The organism is Blautia sp. BIOML-A1, assembly GCF_009883055.1.
In the GTDB taxonomy this organism is placed as follows: Bacteria; Bacillota; Clostridia; order Lachnospirales; family Lachnospiraceae; genus Blautia_A.
On record NZ_WWVR01000047.1, the window covers coordinates 1 to 17330 of the forward strand.

The window sequence follows — 17330 nt, forward strand, 5'->3', positions numbered from 1 at the left end:
GTTTTTTCTATTTGCACACGTTGTTCTGCATTTGGATAGATTCTTATTTTTACTGCCCGGTTTATTTTCCTCACCTCGTATATGTTGATAAATAATTTCAATCATTGCTTTTGAACATTTTGTTCCTTTTTATTATAATACAAGCCCGCTACCAGAACAAGTGTTTCTTCTCTTTATTTACAAGATTCTTTTGAGCATTTATGCTCAGCTCCACAATTCATCTCACTACCTGAAGAGGTAGGAGAATTCTTGCTAAGCTTTGTTAAAATTATAGATTTTATTCACATTATTTCTTGTGTCTCTGTCGATACCCAGGCAATAAACCAAAGCCCGATGGTAGACATCCTGATATCTGCATTTTTTCAGATATTCCTCATAAAATTTTTCGTGTTCCCTGCTCTTGAAAGTAATTGTGCGAGAATTGCTATTCTCTGCTCTTAACGCTGTGTTTGTCATTTTCATTTTCCTCCTGAATTTTTAATATTTTGGTATAAAAAAGACACTCCATTTCTGGAATGCCCCATAAAAAATAGGGACACCCGCTTTTAACAAGTATCCCTATAATCTATCAATGATCTGATAGCTCTCTATTCATTTTCATATTCAAGATTCTTTGTGTTCCCCGTCCCGAGGTCTAACGCAACAACAACGGTTACTTTCTTCACAAGGCTCTTTTCTTTGTGATTTTCACCTATTTTTTTGAAACTGAAAAACTCCACAAAGTGCGTAAATTCAAGGATTTCTACATATTTTTCCTTTGTAGCAACACCACAGTCTCGACTGTGTTTTCGTTGAGCAACCGAATTGCTTCGCCTTCAAAGCCTTCATAATACACCGGAAATGCCAGATCAATCTGCCTGATGATGCGCCCATCACCCATCTTTTCCGGGTATAACTCAATTGCATCAATAAACAACTGCATAAATTCCTTCTTTTCAAAATCCGTCATTTCTGCATACAGTATATCAAACTTCTGCAGAATTTGATACAGTTGTTTTTCACTAATTTGTCTTCCATACGCTGCCTTAATCTTTTCCTCCACATCGGCAATCTCATTCTCAAAACCAGAGATCCTGTCATAAAGATTATCCAGACGGTCCTGCATATCCTGGAACTTCCTTGCATAATGCTTATCGCCAGCATCCAAAGCATCCAACATCACAAGCAGTTTATTCTTTGCCCCGACAACCTGCTGCAACTGCCCCTTCAGCTGATCCCGTTCCTCTTCCAGATTCGAGACATCCACCTTTTCCTGCAATCTTTCTCCAATATACTCATGAAACCTTTCATCAGCAATCATCCCTCTGATGAACCACTCCACCTCTGCATTGATCTCATTCTGATTCAGTGATGGCTTAAAATCACAGAAATGTTCCTCATCAATCTTTCTCCTGTGCTGACATCTATAATAGAAGTCATCCTTATATTCACCAGATTTCTTATTCTTCCTTCTCCTCACAGTTCCTGCCATTCCAGCACCACACACCGAACATTTCAAAAGTCCCGACAAAATATGCTCATGTTCAAGACTATGTGTCTTATTCCACTTAACCCCTGTCCTCTTCCTTTTCTCTCTCGCCGCCTCCCACGTCTCTTCATCCACAATCGCCTCATGCTTTCCCCTGACGGAAATGATCTCTTTTGGATTTCTCTTAATCTCCTCAGAATTTGTACGCCTGTTATATACAATCATCCCATAATAAACAGGATTCCCCAGCACCGAGGAAACAAAATCCGAAGTAATAACCTTATCCTCTCCCTTCGCCACACGCTTATAACCATTCTCATTCATCCAGCCCACAACCGTATTCAGCATCATATCCGGTTCCAGATACTTCTGATAAATCATCCTCACCAGATCCGCCGCCTCAGGAACCACCACCAGTTCCTTATTCACACTCACATATCCATACGGTACACCGCCGCCTGGCCAGCCCCCGTTCATCAGCTTCTGCATTCTCGCTGCCATAAACTGGACTGTAATATTCTCATGCTCCATCTCAGCCACAGCAGACAGGATAGCAAGTGTCAGCCGTCCGCCCTGTGGAGAACTGTCAATGGCATCCTCAACACAGACCAGATCCACATCAAAATCCATCAGAAGCTGCACAGACTTCAAAATATCCGCCGCATTTCTTCCAAAGCGGGATAACTTAAATACCAGCACACAGGAGATCTCATCTTTCTCACAGAAAATGTCATCCATCATTTCCATAAAAGCCGGTCTGCCCTTGATGCTCATTCCAGATCTGCCTGCATCACAGTATTCCCTGACCACTTCCATTTCTTTATAGTCCGCATACTTCCGAAGCCTCTCTGTCTGTGCTTCCAGACTGTATCCCTCTGTCTGAGCCGCTGTAGAAACACGGGTATATATGTAACATTTCTTTCTCAAATCTTCACCTCATTTCGGTTGCCCATCGTCATACGGTTGCCGTACATAAAATATATCGGAATCACCAGTCTGTGCCAACTCGCAGAACGACCAAAAAAACTGCCCCAAAATCCACCTTCTCCTATGCGGTTTCCATAGCGCAAAAAGACCGGCAGCCCCAAAAGACCACCGGCACACTCGATCACTTCCCCTGCAGCTGTGCATTTCTCTCCTCAATCTCCCCCAGAACCACATCCCCGTACTTCTGGATCATTCTTGCCAGAAACTCTGCACACTTTTCCATGTTTAGCCTGGCCTGTTTCTCCGTCAGTCTGCCGGTATCGATCAGTTCAATTTTTCCCATAGCCAAAAACCACCTCCTACTGTTCCAAGGAGTCCTGGTCCCTGATTTTTTGACTTTCCGGACAAAAAAATAAACCCGCTGCCATCCACAGATTTCTCCGCAAACAGCAACAGGTTTCCCCGCAAACAGCAACAGGTTTCCCCTGATGCATTTATTTACTTTATCATCCGTTCAATACCATCGGTCATACGGATTCCCACGCACCCTCTTTGTCTCTGGTGCCTTCTCAATACTCTTTTCAGCTTCTTCCCTCGTTGTTGCAAACAGCCTGTGAGCCTTCACCTGTATTCCGCCGCCCGTATCTGTAAAACGTACCAGGAACATCCCGCCGGAACACCTGCGGATCTCCACTTCTCTCACATACCTGTTTGATTCCACAATATATGCAGTATCCCCGACTTTCATAAAATCACACTCCTGCACTCAAAACATCCTTCATCCTCACCAGAACAGGAAGCACCTGCCCGTCAGCAAATCTCCGTTCAAAAGAACCATTGGAAAAATGATCTTCTCTCAGCAGCATTGTCAGCAACGCCGTACAAAGTTCATAATCCGCTCCCGGAACACGTTTCAGTTCCTCATTACAGTCAATCGGCTCCGTAATCATGTAATCCCCATAATTTGTTTTCAAATCTCCTATTGTCTTTAACAGATCTGCATACAGATTCTCTTGTGGATTCTTTAATTCCAATATTTCCTGAATTTTTCGTAGTTTCTCTGACTTTGTCAATGCTATACACCACCTTGATAAACGCTCGAATATATGTTCTTTATATTTTAACATATACCCAATAATTATTCTAGCGCAAAATATATTCATGTAATATCCACAACAGCAAGGTTTCGTTGCGACTACGAAATTGATACAATTTAACGGTGCACACCCTTGTGAACACCCCTGTTCGCCTTTCGTTAAATAATTAAAATAGGCTACTCTTTTGCATATTTCTGATCAGCCTGTTTCTTCCATAAAAAAAGAGACATTGACATAATTTGATCAATATCTCTTCTGCTGCTTTGCTGAGACATATTCTTCCGACTGGATATACTCTCTCAGGGAAGCATCAAATTCATCCTTGACGGAATCCAGTCCATAATAAAACCGCTACCACACCGAACCAAAGGATATGTCTCTATTTTGGGTAAAACCATAGATGTAGGTTAATCATGTTTTTTTAATCAGCGTTTTGATACTCACTGTCTTCCCCAAATAGCTACCGAATTTGACCTCACGATCAATTCTTCGACAGGCAGACCAATCGGGCAAATGTTATGGCAAGCTAATGATTTCCCGCATCCCTCAAAATAATTTTCCTTATATTGAGTTGAAACCTCATTCCGATGGCTTATTTCCTGTTCTTCATTCAGAATCCGAAATGCGTTGACTGCAGCAACAGCGCCTGCGAAAGTCCCATTTGCAGAGAAGTTAGGACACACTTCAAGGCAGCAGCCACACATCAGACAGCGTGCCGACTGGTATCTCGGTTCATGTGTCCACGGATTCATATAAGCTTCACTTTCAAGCCAAAGGTTCAGTTTTTTCAAATTTTCAAACAGAATTGACCGGTCAACGATCAAATCTCTTACAAGCGGAAATTTGCTTAAAGGTTCCAAGGTGATTGTAGAACCTTTTAACGTATGTAGAAATGTAGAGCATGCCAGCCTCGGACGTTCGTTAATCAGCATGGCGCAAGCCCCACATTTTCGCACCATACAGCTACATTCCCAGCTGATGGGAGTAACTATATTCCCTGAATTATCTTTCAAAGGGGTTCTACTGTTCAATTCCTTTAGAACATTGGCAACAGAGCTGTTTTTGCTTCCGTCAAACTCAAATTCCTGCCAATAACTGTCTGATTTCTGACTCTCCTGCCGCCTGATTCTTATTTTATATACCAAGTGAATCACCGCCTTTCTGGAACAGGTACAAAGGAAATCTGTATCTGCTTTCCATCAAATCGTGCCACCGTCGTTTTGAGAAAATCCCTGTTGTTGCATTCAGGATAATCCTCCCGCCAGTGCGCTCCCCGGCTTTCTTTTCGGGCAAAGGCGCTTTGGAGAACTGCAAGACCAAGCAACGGCAGAGTTCCTTTTAGTTCCTGCACTTTCCGAATCCCTTTTAACAGGGAATTTCCATTTCTAACAACCCCAAGAGAATCCTGCATAGCCTGATTTAATTGTTTTGTTCCCACAATTTCCTGCACTGGTGGAATATCTATCTGCGCCGCACAAGATAAAACTACGCCGTCAGCTTGTTCGCAGGCTGACTTTGCCGCAACACGTCCTCCGTACAATGCGCCCAACAGGGAATTACCACCTAGACGGTTTGCACCATGATATTGGGCACAGCATTCCCCGGCAGCATAAAGATTCTGAATCGACGTTCTGTGCTGTTCATCCACAAGAATACCACCCATGAAGTAGTGGATTCCTGGCAAAACAGGCACCGGTTCCTTCCGGATATCCTTATGCAGATATGTCATGCAGTCATCTGCTAAGCCAGACAGCTTATTTGAAATGATCTCCTTCGATATTTCCGTCATATCAAGAAATACCTCGGATTCATGGCTGACCTTCCATATTTCTCTGGCGGTAATATCACGGGGCATCAGATTTCCAAGCTCCGGGTATTTTTCCTCCATGAAATACCACGGCTGATTGTTTCTGAGAGCAAACAGCCTGCCGCCTTCCCCTCTAGCTGCCTCGCTGATAAGCATACGTTTCCCGCCGCATTCCACAGTAGTCGGATGATACTGGATCATTTCACCATTTGCCAGAGGAACACCAAGCCGGAACAATTCTGCGGTTACTTCTCCCGTATTGGACAGCGAACCTGTTGTATTCCCAAACAATCCGTGCATACCACCGGAGGCAACAATGACCGCATTCCCCGGTAATTCCACAATTTCCTGACTGTATTCATCCCTGATTACGCAGCCACAACAAATATTGCCACACAGACGAAGTGTTAGGAAAGAATGATGGCTGAACCGTTCTACCATACCAGATGCTTCTTTCCTGCGAACAGCGTCTATCATAGCTGTCATGATCTGCTTCCCGGTATCGCTCTGTGCAAAAGCAGTCCGTTTCTTTTTCTGCCCGCCAAAATTCCGCAGATCCACATCATCATAGCCACTCATGTTAAATTTAACTCCAAGTTTTAGCAGCCAGTGCACCAGCTCCGGTGCTGCCTGTGTCATTCCCCAAACTGCATTTGGATCTGCCAGACCACATGCTGCCTTTATTGTATCTGTAAAATGTTCTTCGGGACTGTCGTTTTCATCTTTTGTATTCAAAGCTGCGTTGATACCGCCCTCCGCCATAACAGACTGTGCCCGCTCTGACGGAAGGGAGGAAACCAGTTTTACATTGCATCCATTTTCCGCTGCCTGCAAAGCCGCTGAAAGTCCTGCCAGTCCAGCACCTATAATAATAATTGTCTTACTCATAGATATTGCCACCCAATATAATATAAAATAACCGCTCCCGCTATAAAAAGAAGAAGCACCGAAAGGATCAAATAAATATCGCTCCTTCGTTCTTTATAACTAATGATTCCCAGTGATACGAGCAATGGGCGTATATTGATAAAAATATGAACAAAGATTGCCGCTACGAACAAAAGCTGAGTTACCATCTTTACCGTTGTAAAAGGGAACAAAATATATGTCCCATTCTGCACCTTTCCAAACAAGCCAATATGGAATAACAGCAGAATCAGTATTGCCATCCCACTGGCTCGTCTCGCCCAAAATATGGCGTTCTGTTTCAGATACATTTTTCCTGATTGCTTCGCTGTCTGTAAACTCTGAACTGTCAGGATGACACCAATCACCGTATGCACAACAAGAATACCAACACCAATCCATGCAAGAAGTTTCCCTGCACTACTTCCAACTCCGTTCAGCATAAAGCTGCCCATGATTCCATGAATCATAAAAATGAGAAGCATTAAAACAGACAAAATCGTATTCCATTTTCTCATAAATTCCCGCTCACCTCATTTCTTCGCTGTCCATGATCATATAGTCCATCTGTGTTAGCGTTGTAACGTCAATAAAATCATCCGATGCCAGGAATACATCATACTTTCCACTTACCACTCTTGATAGCATCATTGTGTTACTGTACTCTTTCAGATCTACGGAAAAACCGGCCTGTTTCAACCTGTCACAGAGTTTCTTAGCATAACTGACAAGCGGATAATCCGTCTCAGATACATATAACCGAAAACTAATGTCCGTTTTCATGAGATCTGTTTCATTTGTTTCCGAATCGTCCAGTACCAATTCTTTTAATTTATTCCGGGTGTTCTCGTTGTCGAGACCATCTGACATCATATTAATACCGAGAACATAAGAGCCTTCCAACTGTGCGGAGGCTTGAGCCGCCTTTTTTGACTTCGGTGTTGCTCCTGTGACTGCATCAATCATAGAAGGCGGTGAATGTAAAATGACACCAAAACCTACAAGAAAAACAATCGTAACAACTAACAGAATCAGTTTTCGTTTCACATTTCCACCTCATTTCCTATTTTTTCAAAATTCTCATTGCGTTCAAAACAGCAATTATGGTAACGCCTACATCACCAAATACAGCTTCCCACATTCCCGCAATACCAAGAGCGCCAAGAATCAGGAACACACTCTTAATTCCAAGGGCAATCACTATATTCTGCATGACAATTTGCTTTGTCGCTTTTGCCACATCAATCGCATCCACCAGCTTAGATGGTTCATCTGTCATCAGAACCACATCCGCAGCTTCAATGGCCGCATCTGAACCAAGCCCACCCATTGCAATACCAACATCTGCACGGGCAAGAACAGGAGCGTCATTGATACCATCACCAACAAAAGCCAATTTGCTTCCCGGTCTCTTTTTACTATCTAAAAGCTCAACCTTTTCTACTTTTTGGTCAGGAAGCAGCTGTGCATAATATTTATCCAACTGCAATTCTTCCGCAACAGCCTTCCCAATTTTTTCATCATCACCGGTAAGCATGACTGTTTTTTCCACGCCGATATGTTTCAAATCAGAAATTGCTTTTTTGCTGTCCGGCTTTACTTCATCTGTTATCAAAATGCATCCGGCATATTGACCATCTACTGCTACATAAACCTTTGTACCAACTTTTTCACAGGCTGTGTACTCCACATGCTCTGAATCCATAAGTTTCGTATTGCCAGCATAAACTTTCTTCTTTCCTGCCATGGCACTGATTCCATATCCGGAAATTTCCTTATAATCAGAAATCACTGACTGATCAATTTCTTTTTCATAAGCAGCAAGAATGGATTTTGCAATAGGATGGTTAGAAAAACTCTCTGCCTCTGCTGCATACTCCAGAACCTGTTCTTTTGAAAATCCATTTGCAGGCAAAATATCCGTCACATTGAAAACACCTTTTGTAAGTGTTCCTGTTTTATCGAACACAATAACGCTGACATTATTAAGTGCCTCTAAATAATTGCTTCCTTTTACAAGAACACCTCGTTTAGATGCTGCACCAATGCCGCCGAAGAAAGTCAGCGGGATTGAAATAACCAATGCACATGGACAAGATACCACAAGGAAAACAAATCCTCTGCGAATCCACTCTGTCCAGCCTCCGCCAAGAATGATCGGTGGCAGAATCGCCAGAAAAGCTGCTAAGATTACAACCACAGGTGTATAATAACGTGCAAATGTAGTAATAAAATTTTCTGTTGGTGCTTTTCGGCTTGACGCATTTTCCACAAGATCAATAATCTTTGAAGCCGTAGATTCACCAAATGCTTTTGTTGTCTTAATCATTAAGACACCCGTCTGATTCATACAACCGGAAAGTGCTTCGTCTCCTTTATGAACACTTCTCGGAACTGATTCTCCTGTTAAGGCCCTTGTATCCAGCATAGAATTTCCATCCACTACCACACCGTCTAATGGAATTTTTTCACCAGGCTTTACAATAATAATCTCACCAATGGAGACATTTTCTGGAGATATGGTAATCAATTCCCCATTTCTTCTTACTGTAGCAGAATCTGGACGTATATCCATTAAGTCTGATATAGATTTTCTGGAACGCTTAACAGCCAATGACTGAAAAAATTCACCTACCTGATAGAATAGCATAACAGCAACTGCTTCTGGATATTCACCAATGACAAAAGCCCCAATCGTAGAAACACTCATCAAAAAATGTTCATCAAATACACGCCCCTTTGAAATGTTCCTCACAGCCTGCCATACAACATCTCCACCAAGAATAACATAAGAAACAATGAGAAAAGCTAACTCGATAGGCAGTGGCACTTTCGCAAAAACAGTCAATGCTATACCAAAGGCATAGATTGCTGCACCAATCGCTAAACGAACTGTCAGCTTCTTATCCTCATTGTTATAGGATTCATTGGCCTCCTGCTTTTTTTCCGGTATATAAGATTCCTGTACAATTTCAGAAACTTCCACATCTGGCTCATGGCTATGAACAATCGTTTCAATCTGACTGGCTATTGTATTTGCGGCAACTGGAGCAACATTGATTGTCAGCGTCTGCTTCATCAAATTTACAACTGAGGATTGTACTCCATCCAATTCTCCGACTTCTTTTTCAATTTTTGCGGAGCAGTTTGGACAGTCCAAGCCCTTTAACAAATAACTCTTTGTAACGGGGATAATTGTTTCTTCCTGAACCACCACACCCGGCTCATGGCTGTGGACAATCGTTTCAATCTGACTGGCTATTGTATTTGCGGCAACTGGAGCAACATTGATTGTCAGCGTCTGCTTCATCAAATTTACAACTGAGGATTGTACTCCATCCAATTCTCCGACTTCTTTTTCAATTTTTGCGGAGCAGTTCGGACAGTCCAAGCCTTTTAATAAAAATATTCGTTTCATAATGACCTCCTTGTAATTTGTTTAGTTGCTCAATTGCTCAACTATAACGCTAAAAATATTATTTCTGCCATAGATGCTCAAATCCCTTATCAATAATCTCTTTCACATGATCATCTGCCAGAGAGTAGTAAACTATCTGCGCTTCTCTACGGAATTTTACCAAATTCGCAAGACGCAATGCCTTTAACTGGTGTGAGATTGCGGATTTCGTTACCCCCAGTAGCACAGCAAGATCACATACACACATCTCACTCTGTTCCAGAGCGTGTAAGATTTGTACTCTGGTACCATCTCCAAATAGCTTAAATAAAGATGCCAACTGGATATAATCATCTTTGGGTTGCATCTTGGATTTCACATCATTCACAATATCCTCATGAATCACATCACAATTACAAATATAAGACGGTTTAGACATACACTTACCTCGTATAATCGAAGTTGAATAGTTGTTCAACTATGATTATATTCATTTTTTGTTCTATGTCAATAAGATTAGTAAATATCTTCTTGGATTTTTGTTTTTAACTGCTTAATACTTTTGTACCGCATCAAAGAATGTGTAGATGAGTTTGAATATAAATTCAAGGACTCCGAAACAGGAAAAATTAAAAAGTTCAAGATAACAGAAAAAAGGATTGTTACTTTTAATCCCAAACTAGCCAAGAAGCAGATATATGAGATTAACTTCTCTTTTTTCTTTTCGTAAAGATTCCTCAAAGTATCTTCCTTTTTTCTGATATCTATAAATGAGCAAAGTTCGTGATTTTGCAGAAAAAAAGATACCTCGATTCCGGATGGTATATTGAAAGCGACCCAAAGCTCCGTTTTTCGAATCAACGAAAAAATCCACAATGGCAAACAGGGCTTTGCCCTAACAAAAAAAGGCTTCACACCACGACCACCGCCGCAATGCAAAGCCTCATCACTCACTATTATATTCTTGTCACAAAATCCAGCGAGATCCACCCATTCCGCTCTTTCTCATACGCTTTCAGCAACCCCCACTTTGATGCTCCGACACCGTCAGCCTCAGCAACAATAGTAAAACAGCCAACACCCGTATATTTTCCAACCTTCTCCTGATCCGTTCCCGGCTTCTTCCGGATATTCAGATCCGAAATCTCCACACGAACCAGATACGGACGAAACACCTCTTCCTGCTTCTTATCCACGGAACTGTACACTGCCTTTCCATTCTCATCAAACACCGAAAACCCCGGATGCTCGTCTGCACTTTTCTTTGCGTTTTCCAGCACCTTAAATGCCCCCACCTGGCTCTCCGCATCCTGCCAGTTCTTCCTCACACGGTACCAGATCTCCTTTTCCGTCTTCCCGCCATCAAACCGTGTCAGCCCATACTTCTCAATAATAACGCAGATCTTCTGCACATATAAACTATCCGTTGCATAGCCGCCATCCTTAATAATCTGGACAGCTTTCCGGTAATCCTTCTCCCCAGCCAGTCCTGCATATCTCTTTTTCTTCCCATTCATCGCTCCCAGAAGATAAGCCGAATGATCCGCAATCGACTGCTCCACGCAGGCATACTTCCGGAAATCCGCAGTCACAGTGTAAAGCTTTCCAGTTCCATCATCCTCCTGCGTTTTCTTCCGGTACTTACTGGTTCCATCCCAGGCACTTCCGCCCCAGCTATTCCCAGACAGCACACATTTCATTCCAAAGCAGTTATTTGCCTTCTGCGCCAGTTCCGTCCTGCCATAACCCGATTCCAGAATAAACTGTGCCGCAGACACAGATGCCAGAATCCCACTGGTTTTCATATTCTCTGCACACAGCACTCCAATCCGCTCAGCTGCCTTCTCATCGGAAAGCCCCAGAAACACAGAAGCCTGCGCCCCTCCAGCTTTCCCAGACATAGCAGCCTTCACAGCTTTCCTGAATCCAGACATCGTATAAGGCAGTCCCAGACCTTTCCACAGATGCTCCGGATCTCCATGATTTGTTGCAATTCCCCTTGCGTGTCCCTCTCTATGGGAAATCACCACACCATCTGCCAGAGGATCCAGACCAAACTTCTTACAAAGCATGGCAAACAATTCCACCGCTGCTTCATACGTCCGCACTGCAGATGCTCTTGCCTTCTCCAGATCAGAGCAGGTAAAGCCCGATCCGCTGGTATACCGGATACAGGCAGGCTCACACATCTCCACACCAATATGCGTGTTATTTCCGCTTCCCTTACTACCTGAACCACAATGCCATCCCCTGTGATTCCATGGCAGTGTCTGATACACAGTTCCATCATTCCCATCAATAAAACCATGCACACAGGCACTTCCAAAAGAAGCATTATTCCAGGAATCAAGAAAGACCTGTGCCCTCGGCTGCGGACATCCAACCGAATGAAGCATCAGGCCCTTCACTGTAATCATTCTCCCTGCAGTATAGCAGGGTTTTTTTGTCAGAAAACTCTCAATCAGTCTCATTCCCCATCACTTCCTTCCCCTCTGTCATGCAGCTGTTCCAGCACATCCTTCATCTTCTGCGGGATCGGCAGCCCCAGATGCCCTGCATTCTCCAGCAAACTCACACCTTCATTTGAAATATAGAAAAAGATCACCGCTGTCCTCAGCACGGATCCGTTCCCGATCACGGACACATCCAGAATATTCGCCATTCTCACCAGCAGAAAGATCAGCACCTTCCTGCAGATTCCCCGGAATCCCACCTCACTGGAAAGCGTATGGTCCGCAAAAGCACACATCACCCCGGTCAGGTAATCGATCACCACAAAAGCGATCAGGGCATACAGAAGTCCGTCACAGCCTCCCATAAACCAGCCCAGCCATCCGCCTACAGCCATAAAAACCATCTGAATAAAGTTCCAAAATTCCTTCATGCCAGAATCCTCCTCCCATGAAAAAAGCAACTCTCATTTCTGAGAACTGCCGTAAATAAGTTTTCTATCTTCATGCCTTGCGGCAGAAAGACCTACATTGTTTCCTCCGTCAGCGTATACGTGATCTTCATGGTCTTGTCCGTATTCTTCACCACTGCTGAACCTAGATTATTGATACTTGCCAGATAGGGCGTCAGAAGATAAGCACACCTGTGCTCCTTCCCGTAACTGCCGCCCCACATAAACACAAAGTTCTTATACTGGAACAAAGGCGTTGCCATGGCCTCAAACCTTGCGCTCCCCTGTGTCTTGATCACCCTGTCATCCGCCGTGATCTGGAAATCCCCTGCCACGATCATGTCACCGAGAAGCGTCATATACACCTCACAGGAACCGGCCTCGCCAAGAGATTTCAGCTTGGAAGTAAAGCCCAGCGGGATCAATGTCACATCCGCTGAATTTGCAGTATTGATCTTATAAACTCCCTTTTTATCATAGGAAGGCACATACAGATATCCCTTCCTCACACAGCATTTTACATTCCGCTCCGGATAGGAACCATCCTTTGCCCTTGTACCCACTTCCGACAGCTTCGCCTTGGACAGTGTCCAGCTTCCCTCCGTAAAGGAATAATCCTTTTTGGAGATCCGGATCCACACCATCTTCGCATCCCCGGAAGCATTCGGTTCATTGGAAAATCCATACCAGTATCCGTCATGCCCGTCCATAAATTCCCCGTACTTTGTATAATCACCCAGGAATGTGAAGCTTTCCGTTGTCAGTGTCTGCTCTTCCAGTACGGTATAAGTGGTATCATCCAGCTTCTCATTCAGCCCGATGTTAAACACCGGGATCCGGATCTTCGTAATAGTCACACTGGAAGTCCCAAAGGTAATAGAATACAGCAGATTCTTTTCAAAATCCAGCTCCACTGCTTCAAACAGTGTCATCTGCTTCGCCTTCGGGATATCCCCGATATCCACCTTTTTCAGAAGCAGGAACGTGCTGGCATCCCCTGCCGCACTGCCAAAAGCATTCTGCCCGCCCAGGGCACTGGTCAGTGCCACCGCTGCAATATTCCCGTTTCCCTGGCTGGGAGTGAACTCCCACACAAACTTATATCCATTGTCCAGTTTCTTGCTCTCCGTCTGGTTCAGGCTTCCCCTCGCCACATTGGAACCGGAATTAACATTGTTGGAAGCATAAGCCACCGGCAGGTTCTTCCCCTGCTCGTAAATATGGTCCGCCTTTTCTTCCAGCACTGCCGGAAACAGCAGGATCCCGCCGATCATGTTCGGGCAGATGGGAAGCAGCGTCCCGTTCCACAAAACAGAATTGTCATACTCCCCGCTGGCTTTCAGATAAATCCCCATGAGATTCAGCCCCAGAATATTATTCACTGCTTCCGTGATCATGTTCGTCTCCTGAACTGTCTCCACCGCACCCGTATTCGTATCGGTCAGTTCAATGACCATTTCACCTTTCAACTTCATCACACACCCTCCATTTCTACCGGCCTGCAGAAACCGCTGATTCCCGCTCTCTCAGCAAAATACACTTCAAATCCTCTGTTCACCGTCTCCTTCATCTGCATGGACAGCGATTCCCGGAAACCATTCACATCCAGTCCTCCGCCAATGGCAAATCTCGTGGTATAATCTTCCACCTCAAGCTTTCCATCCCAGGCTTCCCCAGCCGCCATTGCCTGTCCGCTGACAGAAGCAATGCAGTCTCCCACATCAACCGTACCGCTGCCATACTCCATCCAGAGATACACATTGAACGTATTCGTATAATTGGCAACAATCTTCTCAATGGGATAATACAGTGACAAAATATGTTTCCCGGAATGCCAGGTCTCCACCGGACAATGCTCCACGATCTCCTCATTGTTAAATTCATAGACCACATGGCAGACCGCCTGTCCGTCTTCCTGCCACTTCACCGGAAGGCTCACATCCACAGAAACCTCCGAACCACTCCCGGATCCTGCATCTGCTCCTCCGGAAGCATTATCCGTACTTCCGGCATCCTCATTCCCGGAAGCATTTCCAGCCGCATTTCCTGTCACATCATTTTCAGTTTTACTACTCTCAGAAGTTCCATCAGAACCATCCGTGCCATTTCCAGTTCCACTGCCGCTTCCGCCCGGAAACGGAATCACCACAGTCCCGGAAGCCTCCGCAGACCGTTCCACCGGATCCGCAGCCACATCCACAACAACCTGTGCAAAAAACTGCATGTGGTTTTCCTCAGAAGAAGCAAACTGGATACTGACCAGCTTCACCTTCGTCTGCCCGATCTCATGCGCGGAAGCATTGGTAAACGTGTGAATCCCTATCTTCCCAGTCTTCGCATTGTCTTCAATCTGGTTCAGCAGCCCCGAAATATTCTTGTCATTCCTTGACTTTGCCTGAGCCAGCCTCGGGTTCTTCCCCACACATTTCAGGCTCTGCTTTCCCCCGATCTTCTGCCTGATGGAAGTGATACAGGTGATCTGTCCCTCATCCGCCTGTCCTCCTGCAAATGTCAGCACATCCCCCGGATCCAGGGCAGGATTCCCGATGGTATCCGAATCAAACGGCACATACCGGATCACTGACAGATCTGACAGGATATTCCTGCACAGCATCTCCCTGGTCTCCTCCAGCCCAAACTGCAGAAGCGGATTCACTCCCAGATTCATGGTCAGCCCATTGTCCGGATCCAGAGCATAATACTCCGCAATCTGCGTCTGCTTATTCGTGGAACTCACCGCCGTATACCTAGTAATAAAATCCGAAAAACTGGAAGAAAACCGGTGTCTCTGCTCCACCTTCATCACAGGATCCTTCCCGTACTTTCTCAGTTCCAGCTTCCCTTCCCTGTTGATAATAAAGAAACCTCCCAGAACCTGTGCCACATAAAACAGCACATTCCGGCAGGTCTCAATATCATTTTCAGTATAAACAGAAAGCGTCACCCCGCCATTCGGCATGGCATCAATCTCCGCCCTCTTATTCGCAAACTCCACTTTGCATCTCTTACAGCACAAAGCAATAAAATCATAAGCAATCCCCACAGTCTCAAACCCGTTGAAACTCTTATCAAACCGCATCATAAAATCATAGGCTTTCAGTTCCAAGCACTTCGCCAGACGGTTCGCCTCGCTGACCTCAAAAACTCCCATCGGCACATCTTCCACCGAACCATCCGCCAGCACCAGATGAAACACCAGCGTCACCTGAGCATCCTCCAGCGTATACCTGTCAATGTCACTCAGAAGCGTGATCCCCATCTCCGCAGCATACACCGTCCCCAGTTCAATCTCCGTACTTCCGCAGCACTGCCTGGAAATATACCCGGAACCCTTCACAATCTCCTTCGCCCCGAACTCATACGTCATTCCGCCCTTGGTAACGATCGTACCCGTCCAGAAATATTTCCTTGTATTACTCCTGACTGCCCTCAGAAAAACATCCGACACAGGATACATCCCGCCACCTCCATTTCCCCACGAAAAAAGCACCAGCCAACTAGGTGACTGATGCTGTGTTATATTATTGTTTATCATTACAACCTGGAAGTTATAGTGCAATCTTTTTCCATTTTCTAATCTTGGTTCTAAAGGTTCCGAACGGAGCAACTGTATTAACATGTATGAATTTGTATACTTCCCATACAGCTGTTTTAGTTGCTTCGTCAGCCCATTTTCTCATATGTGGTTTAAATAATTCTTCATCACTCAGAGAATCAATCATTGCATAAATAGAGTTGATATTCTCATTCAATCTGTCTTTCAATTCTTGCAGTGACAGCTGAGCATATGTATCTGTGAACCATTGATATAATTCGCCAAGCTGATTCCACTTAAAATTATCCGAAGGAGTTTTGACAGGAATACCCTTTCTTTCGTCTGATTCCCATTTAATAACAAGAGTTGTCCAGCCAACCTGATAAGCAAGATTTTCTGCCGGAGTTCGATCGATCTCATCAATTCTCTTATCTTTTAAATGCTCCGGAATATCATTAAATTCTGAAATATACTTTGCAAAGCTTTTATTTATCTCGTTTTTAAGTTCGTCTTTATTCTCATATGTTCTCAATAGTCTATCTCTCCAGCTTCCGATTTTCCAGTTTCAGAAACTGGAACTTTCAAATTAGTCTTTGCAAACAACCTTTGAACCTTCACCATCAATTACAATTCCCTGACGGTTGTTAATTGGGGATAGATTCAAATCCGAAAATTCAGTCATTATTTTCTCGGTAACTTTCTTAAATGGTGCTGTAAGATAATGCGGAAGAACATAGAAATCAATCAAATCAAGCCCTGCATCATCTTCTTGTGAGTAGTCCTCCGGCTTTTCATCCATTTGTTCAATATATTGGATAGTTGGAGCGCATATAATCGCACCTGCCGATTCACCGATCATCAGTTTTCCCTTTTCCAATTCCTTCTTCAATAGCTCATCCGTTCCCGTTTTACGGAGCTGGTCCATAAGGAAGAAAGAATTTCCACCAGTAAAATATATCACATCCGCATCTTCAAAAACAGACTGTATCGTTAAATAAGCCTCCGTTGAAATATCAATTTCAGTTACGGCTGCTCCCAGTTTATTGAATAGCTTTCGAGCCGAGCCGACATAACCGGTATAGCCTTCACGCAGCGAAGCTGTGGGAATAAATGCGACTTTCTTGTTATCAATTTCTTCTTTTATCAAACTTCCTACACTTGAAAAGTGCGAACATAAAAACAGTTTCATCCATATCCTCCTTAATAAATTCCGATTGAACAAAATCGCTGCGCGATGGCCTGCCAAGGCTGTGGCGCAGTTTTTCTTTCTCTAAATCAAAAAGCAGTGGAA

At 44.1% G+C, this 17330-nt stretch carries 18 protein-coding genes and 1 pseudogene; all 19 read right to left on the minus strand.

What is annotated here, in order from left to right; all coding sequences use genetic code 11:
• Positions 1-74: helix-turn-helix domain-containing protein (locus GT674_RS18300; protein ID WP_161285418.1), on the minus strand; the 74-nt coding region annotated here is incomplete at its 3' end.
• Positions 75-264: 190 nt separating this feature from the next.
• Positions 265-456: pseudogene (locus GT674_RS15210) on the minus strand (DUF6075 family protein); the annotation flags it as partial.
• A gap of 286 nt (positions 457-742) precedes the next feature.
• Complete coding sequence (locus tag GT674_RS15215) at positions 743-2395, minus strand: recombinase family protein (protein ID WP_161286478.1); 1653 nt, start codon at positions 2393-2395, stop codon at positions 743-745.
• Entirely contained in the window at positions 2392-2580 is a 189-nt protein-coding gene (locus GT674_RS15220; protein WP_110102359.1) for a hypothetical protein, read from the minus strand. Before GT674_RS15220 ends, GT674_RS15215 begins: the two co-directional genes overlap by 4 nt.
• Positions 2577-2738 carry a hypothetical protein gene (locus GT674_RS17175; protein ID WP_158565318.1) on the minus strand — a complete coding sequence of 54 codons (162 nt, stop codon included), beginning with the start codon at positions 2736-2738 and terminating at the stop codon, positions 2577-2579. The genes GT674_RS15220 and GT674_RS17175 overlap by 4 nt, the downstream gene beginning before the upstream one ends.
• A gap of 171 nt (positions 2739-2909) precedes the next feature.
• Positions 2910-3143 carry a hypothetical protein gene (locus GT674_RS15225; RefSeq protein ID WP_161286479.1) on the minus strand — a complete coding sequence of 78 codons (234 nt, stop codon included), beginning with the start codon at positions 3141-3143 and terminating at the stop codon, positions 2910-2912.
• Between the two features lie 4 nt (positions 3144-3147).
• A complete protein-coding gene (locus GT674_RS15230) occupies positions 3148-3468 on the minus strand; it encodes a DUF6508 domain-containing protein (protein ID WP_044960788.1) in 321 nt (106 codons plus the stop codon).
• A gap of 464 nt (positions 3469-3932) precedes the next feature.
• Positions 3933-4646: a succinate dehydrogenase/fumarate reductase iron-sulfur subunit gene (locus tag GT674_RS15235; protein WP_330384935.1), complete on the minus strand. Its 714-nt coding sequence runs from the start codon at positions 4644-4646 to the stop codon at positions 3933-3935.
• Entirely contained in the window at positions 4643-6187 is a 1545-nt protein-coding gene (locus GT674_RS15240) for an FAD-binding protein (RefSeq protein WP_161286480.1), read from the minus strand. Before GT674_RS15240 ends, GT674_RS15235 begins: the two co-directional genes overlap by 4 nt.
• Positions 6184-6723, minus strand: coding sequence for a hypothetical protein (locus tag GT674_RS15245; RefSeq protein WP_025579815.1), 540 nt, complete (start codon positions 6721-6723; stop codon positions 6184-6186). The genes GT674_RS15240 and GT674_RS15245 overlap by 4 nt, the downstream gene beginning before the upstream one ends.
• Before the next feature lie 10 nt (positions 6724-6733).
• A complete protein-coding gene (locus tag GT674_RS15250; RefSeq protein WP_009265723.1) occupies positions 6734-7252 on the minus strand; it encodes a DUF6921 family protein in 519 nt (172 codons plus the stop codon).
• Positions 7253-7268: 16 nt separating this feature from the next.
• Positions 7269-9623: a heavy metal translocating P-type ATPase gene (locus GT674_RS15255; RefSeq protein ID WP_161286481.1), complete on the minus strand. Its 2355-nt coding sequence runs from the start codon at positions 9621-9623 to the stop codon at positions 7269-7271.
• Between the two features lie 58 nt (positions 9624-9681).
• Entirely contained in the window at positions 9682-10041 is a 360-nt protein-coding gene (locus GT674_RS15260) for an ArsR/SmtB family transcription factor (RefSeq protein WP_021650476.1), read from the minus strand.
• A gap of 517 nt (positions 10042-10558) precedes the next feature.
• The gene (locus GT674_RS15265; protein WP_161286482.1) at positions 10559-12073 is read right to left on the minus strand and encodes a glucosaminidase domain-containing protein; all 1515 of its coding nucleotides are present in this window, start codon (positions 12071-12073) and stop codon (positions 10559-10561) included.
• A complete protein-coding gene (locus tag GT674_RS15270) occupies positions 12070-12486 on the minus strand; it encodes a phage holin family protein (RefSeq protein WP_161286483.1) in 417 nt (138 codons plus the stop codon). Before GT674_RS15270 ends, GT674_RS15265 begins: the two co-directional genes overlap by 4 nt.
• A 92-nt stretch (positions 12487-12578) precedes the next feature.
• On the minus strand, positions 12579-13979 hold the full coding sequence (locus tag GT674_RS15275) for a hypothetical protein (protein ID WP_161286484.1): 1401 nt from the start codon (positions 13977-13979) through the stop codon (positions 12579-12581).
• Positions 13979-15961, minus strand: a complete 1983-nt coding sequence (locus GT674_RS15280; RefSeq protein WP_161286485.1) for a hypothetical protein — start codon at positions 15959-15961, stop codon at positions 13979-13981. Before GT674_RS15280 ends, GT674_RS15275 begins: the two co-directional genes overlap by 1 nt.
• Positions 15962-16052: 91 nt before the next feature.
• Positions 16053-16571, minus strand: coding sequence for a ClbS/DfsB family four-helix bundle protein (locus tag GT674_RS15285; RefSeq protein ID WP_024729655.1), 519 nt, complete (start codon positions 16569-16571; stop codon positions 16053-16055).
• Between the two features lie 54 nt (positions 16572-16625).
• Positions 16626-17228, minus strand: coding sequence for a Type 1 glutamine amidotransferase-like domain-containing protein (locus GT674_RS15290; protein ID WP_062808204.1), 603 nt, complete (start codon positions 17226-17228; stop codon positions 16626-16628).
• Positions 17229-17330: the final 102 nt, after the last annotated feature.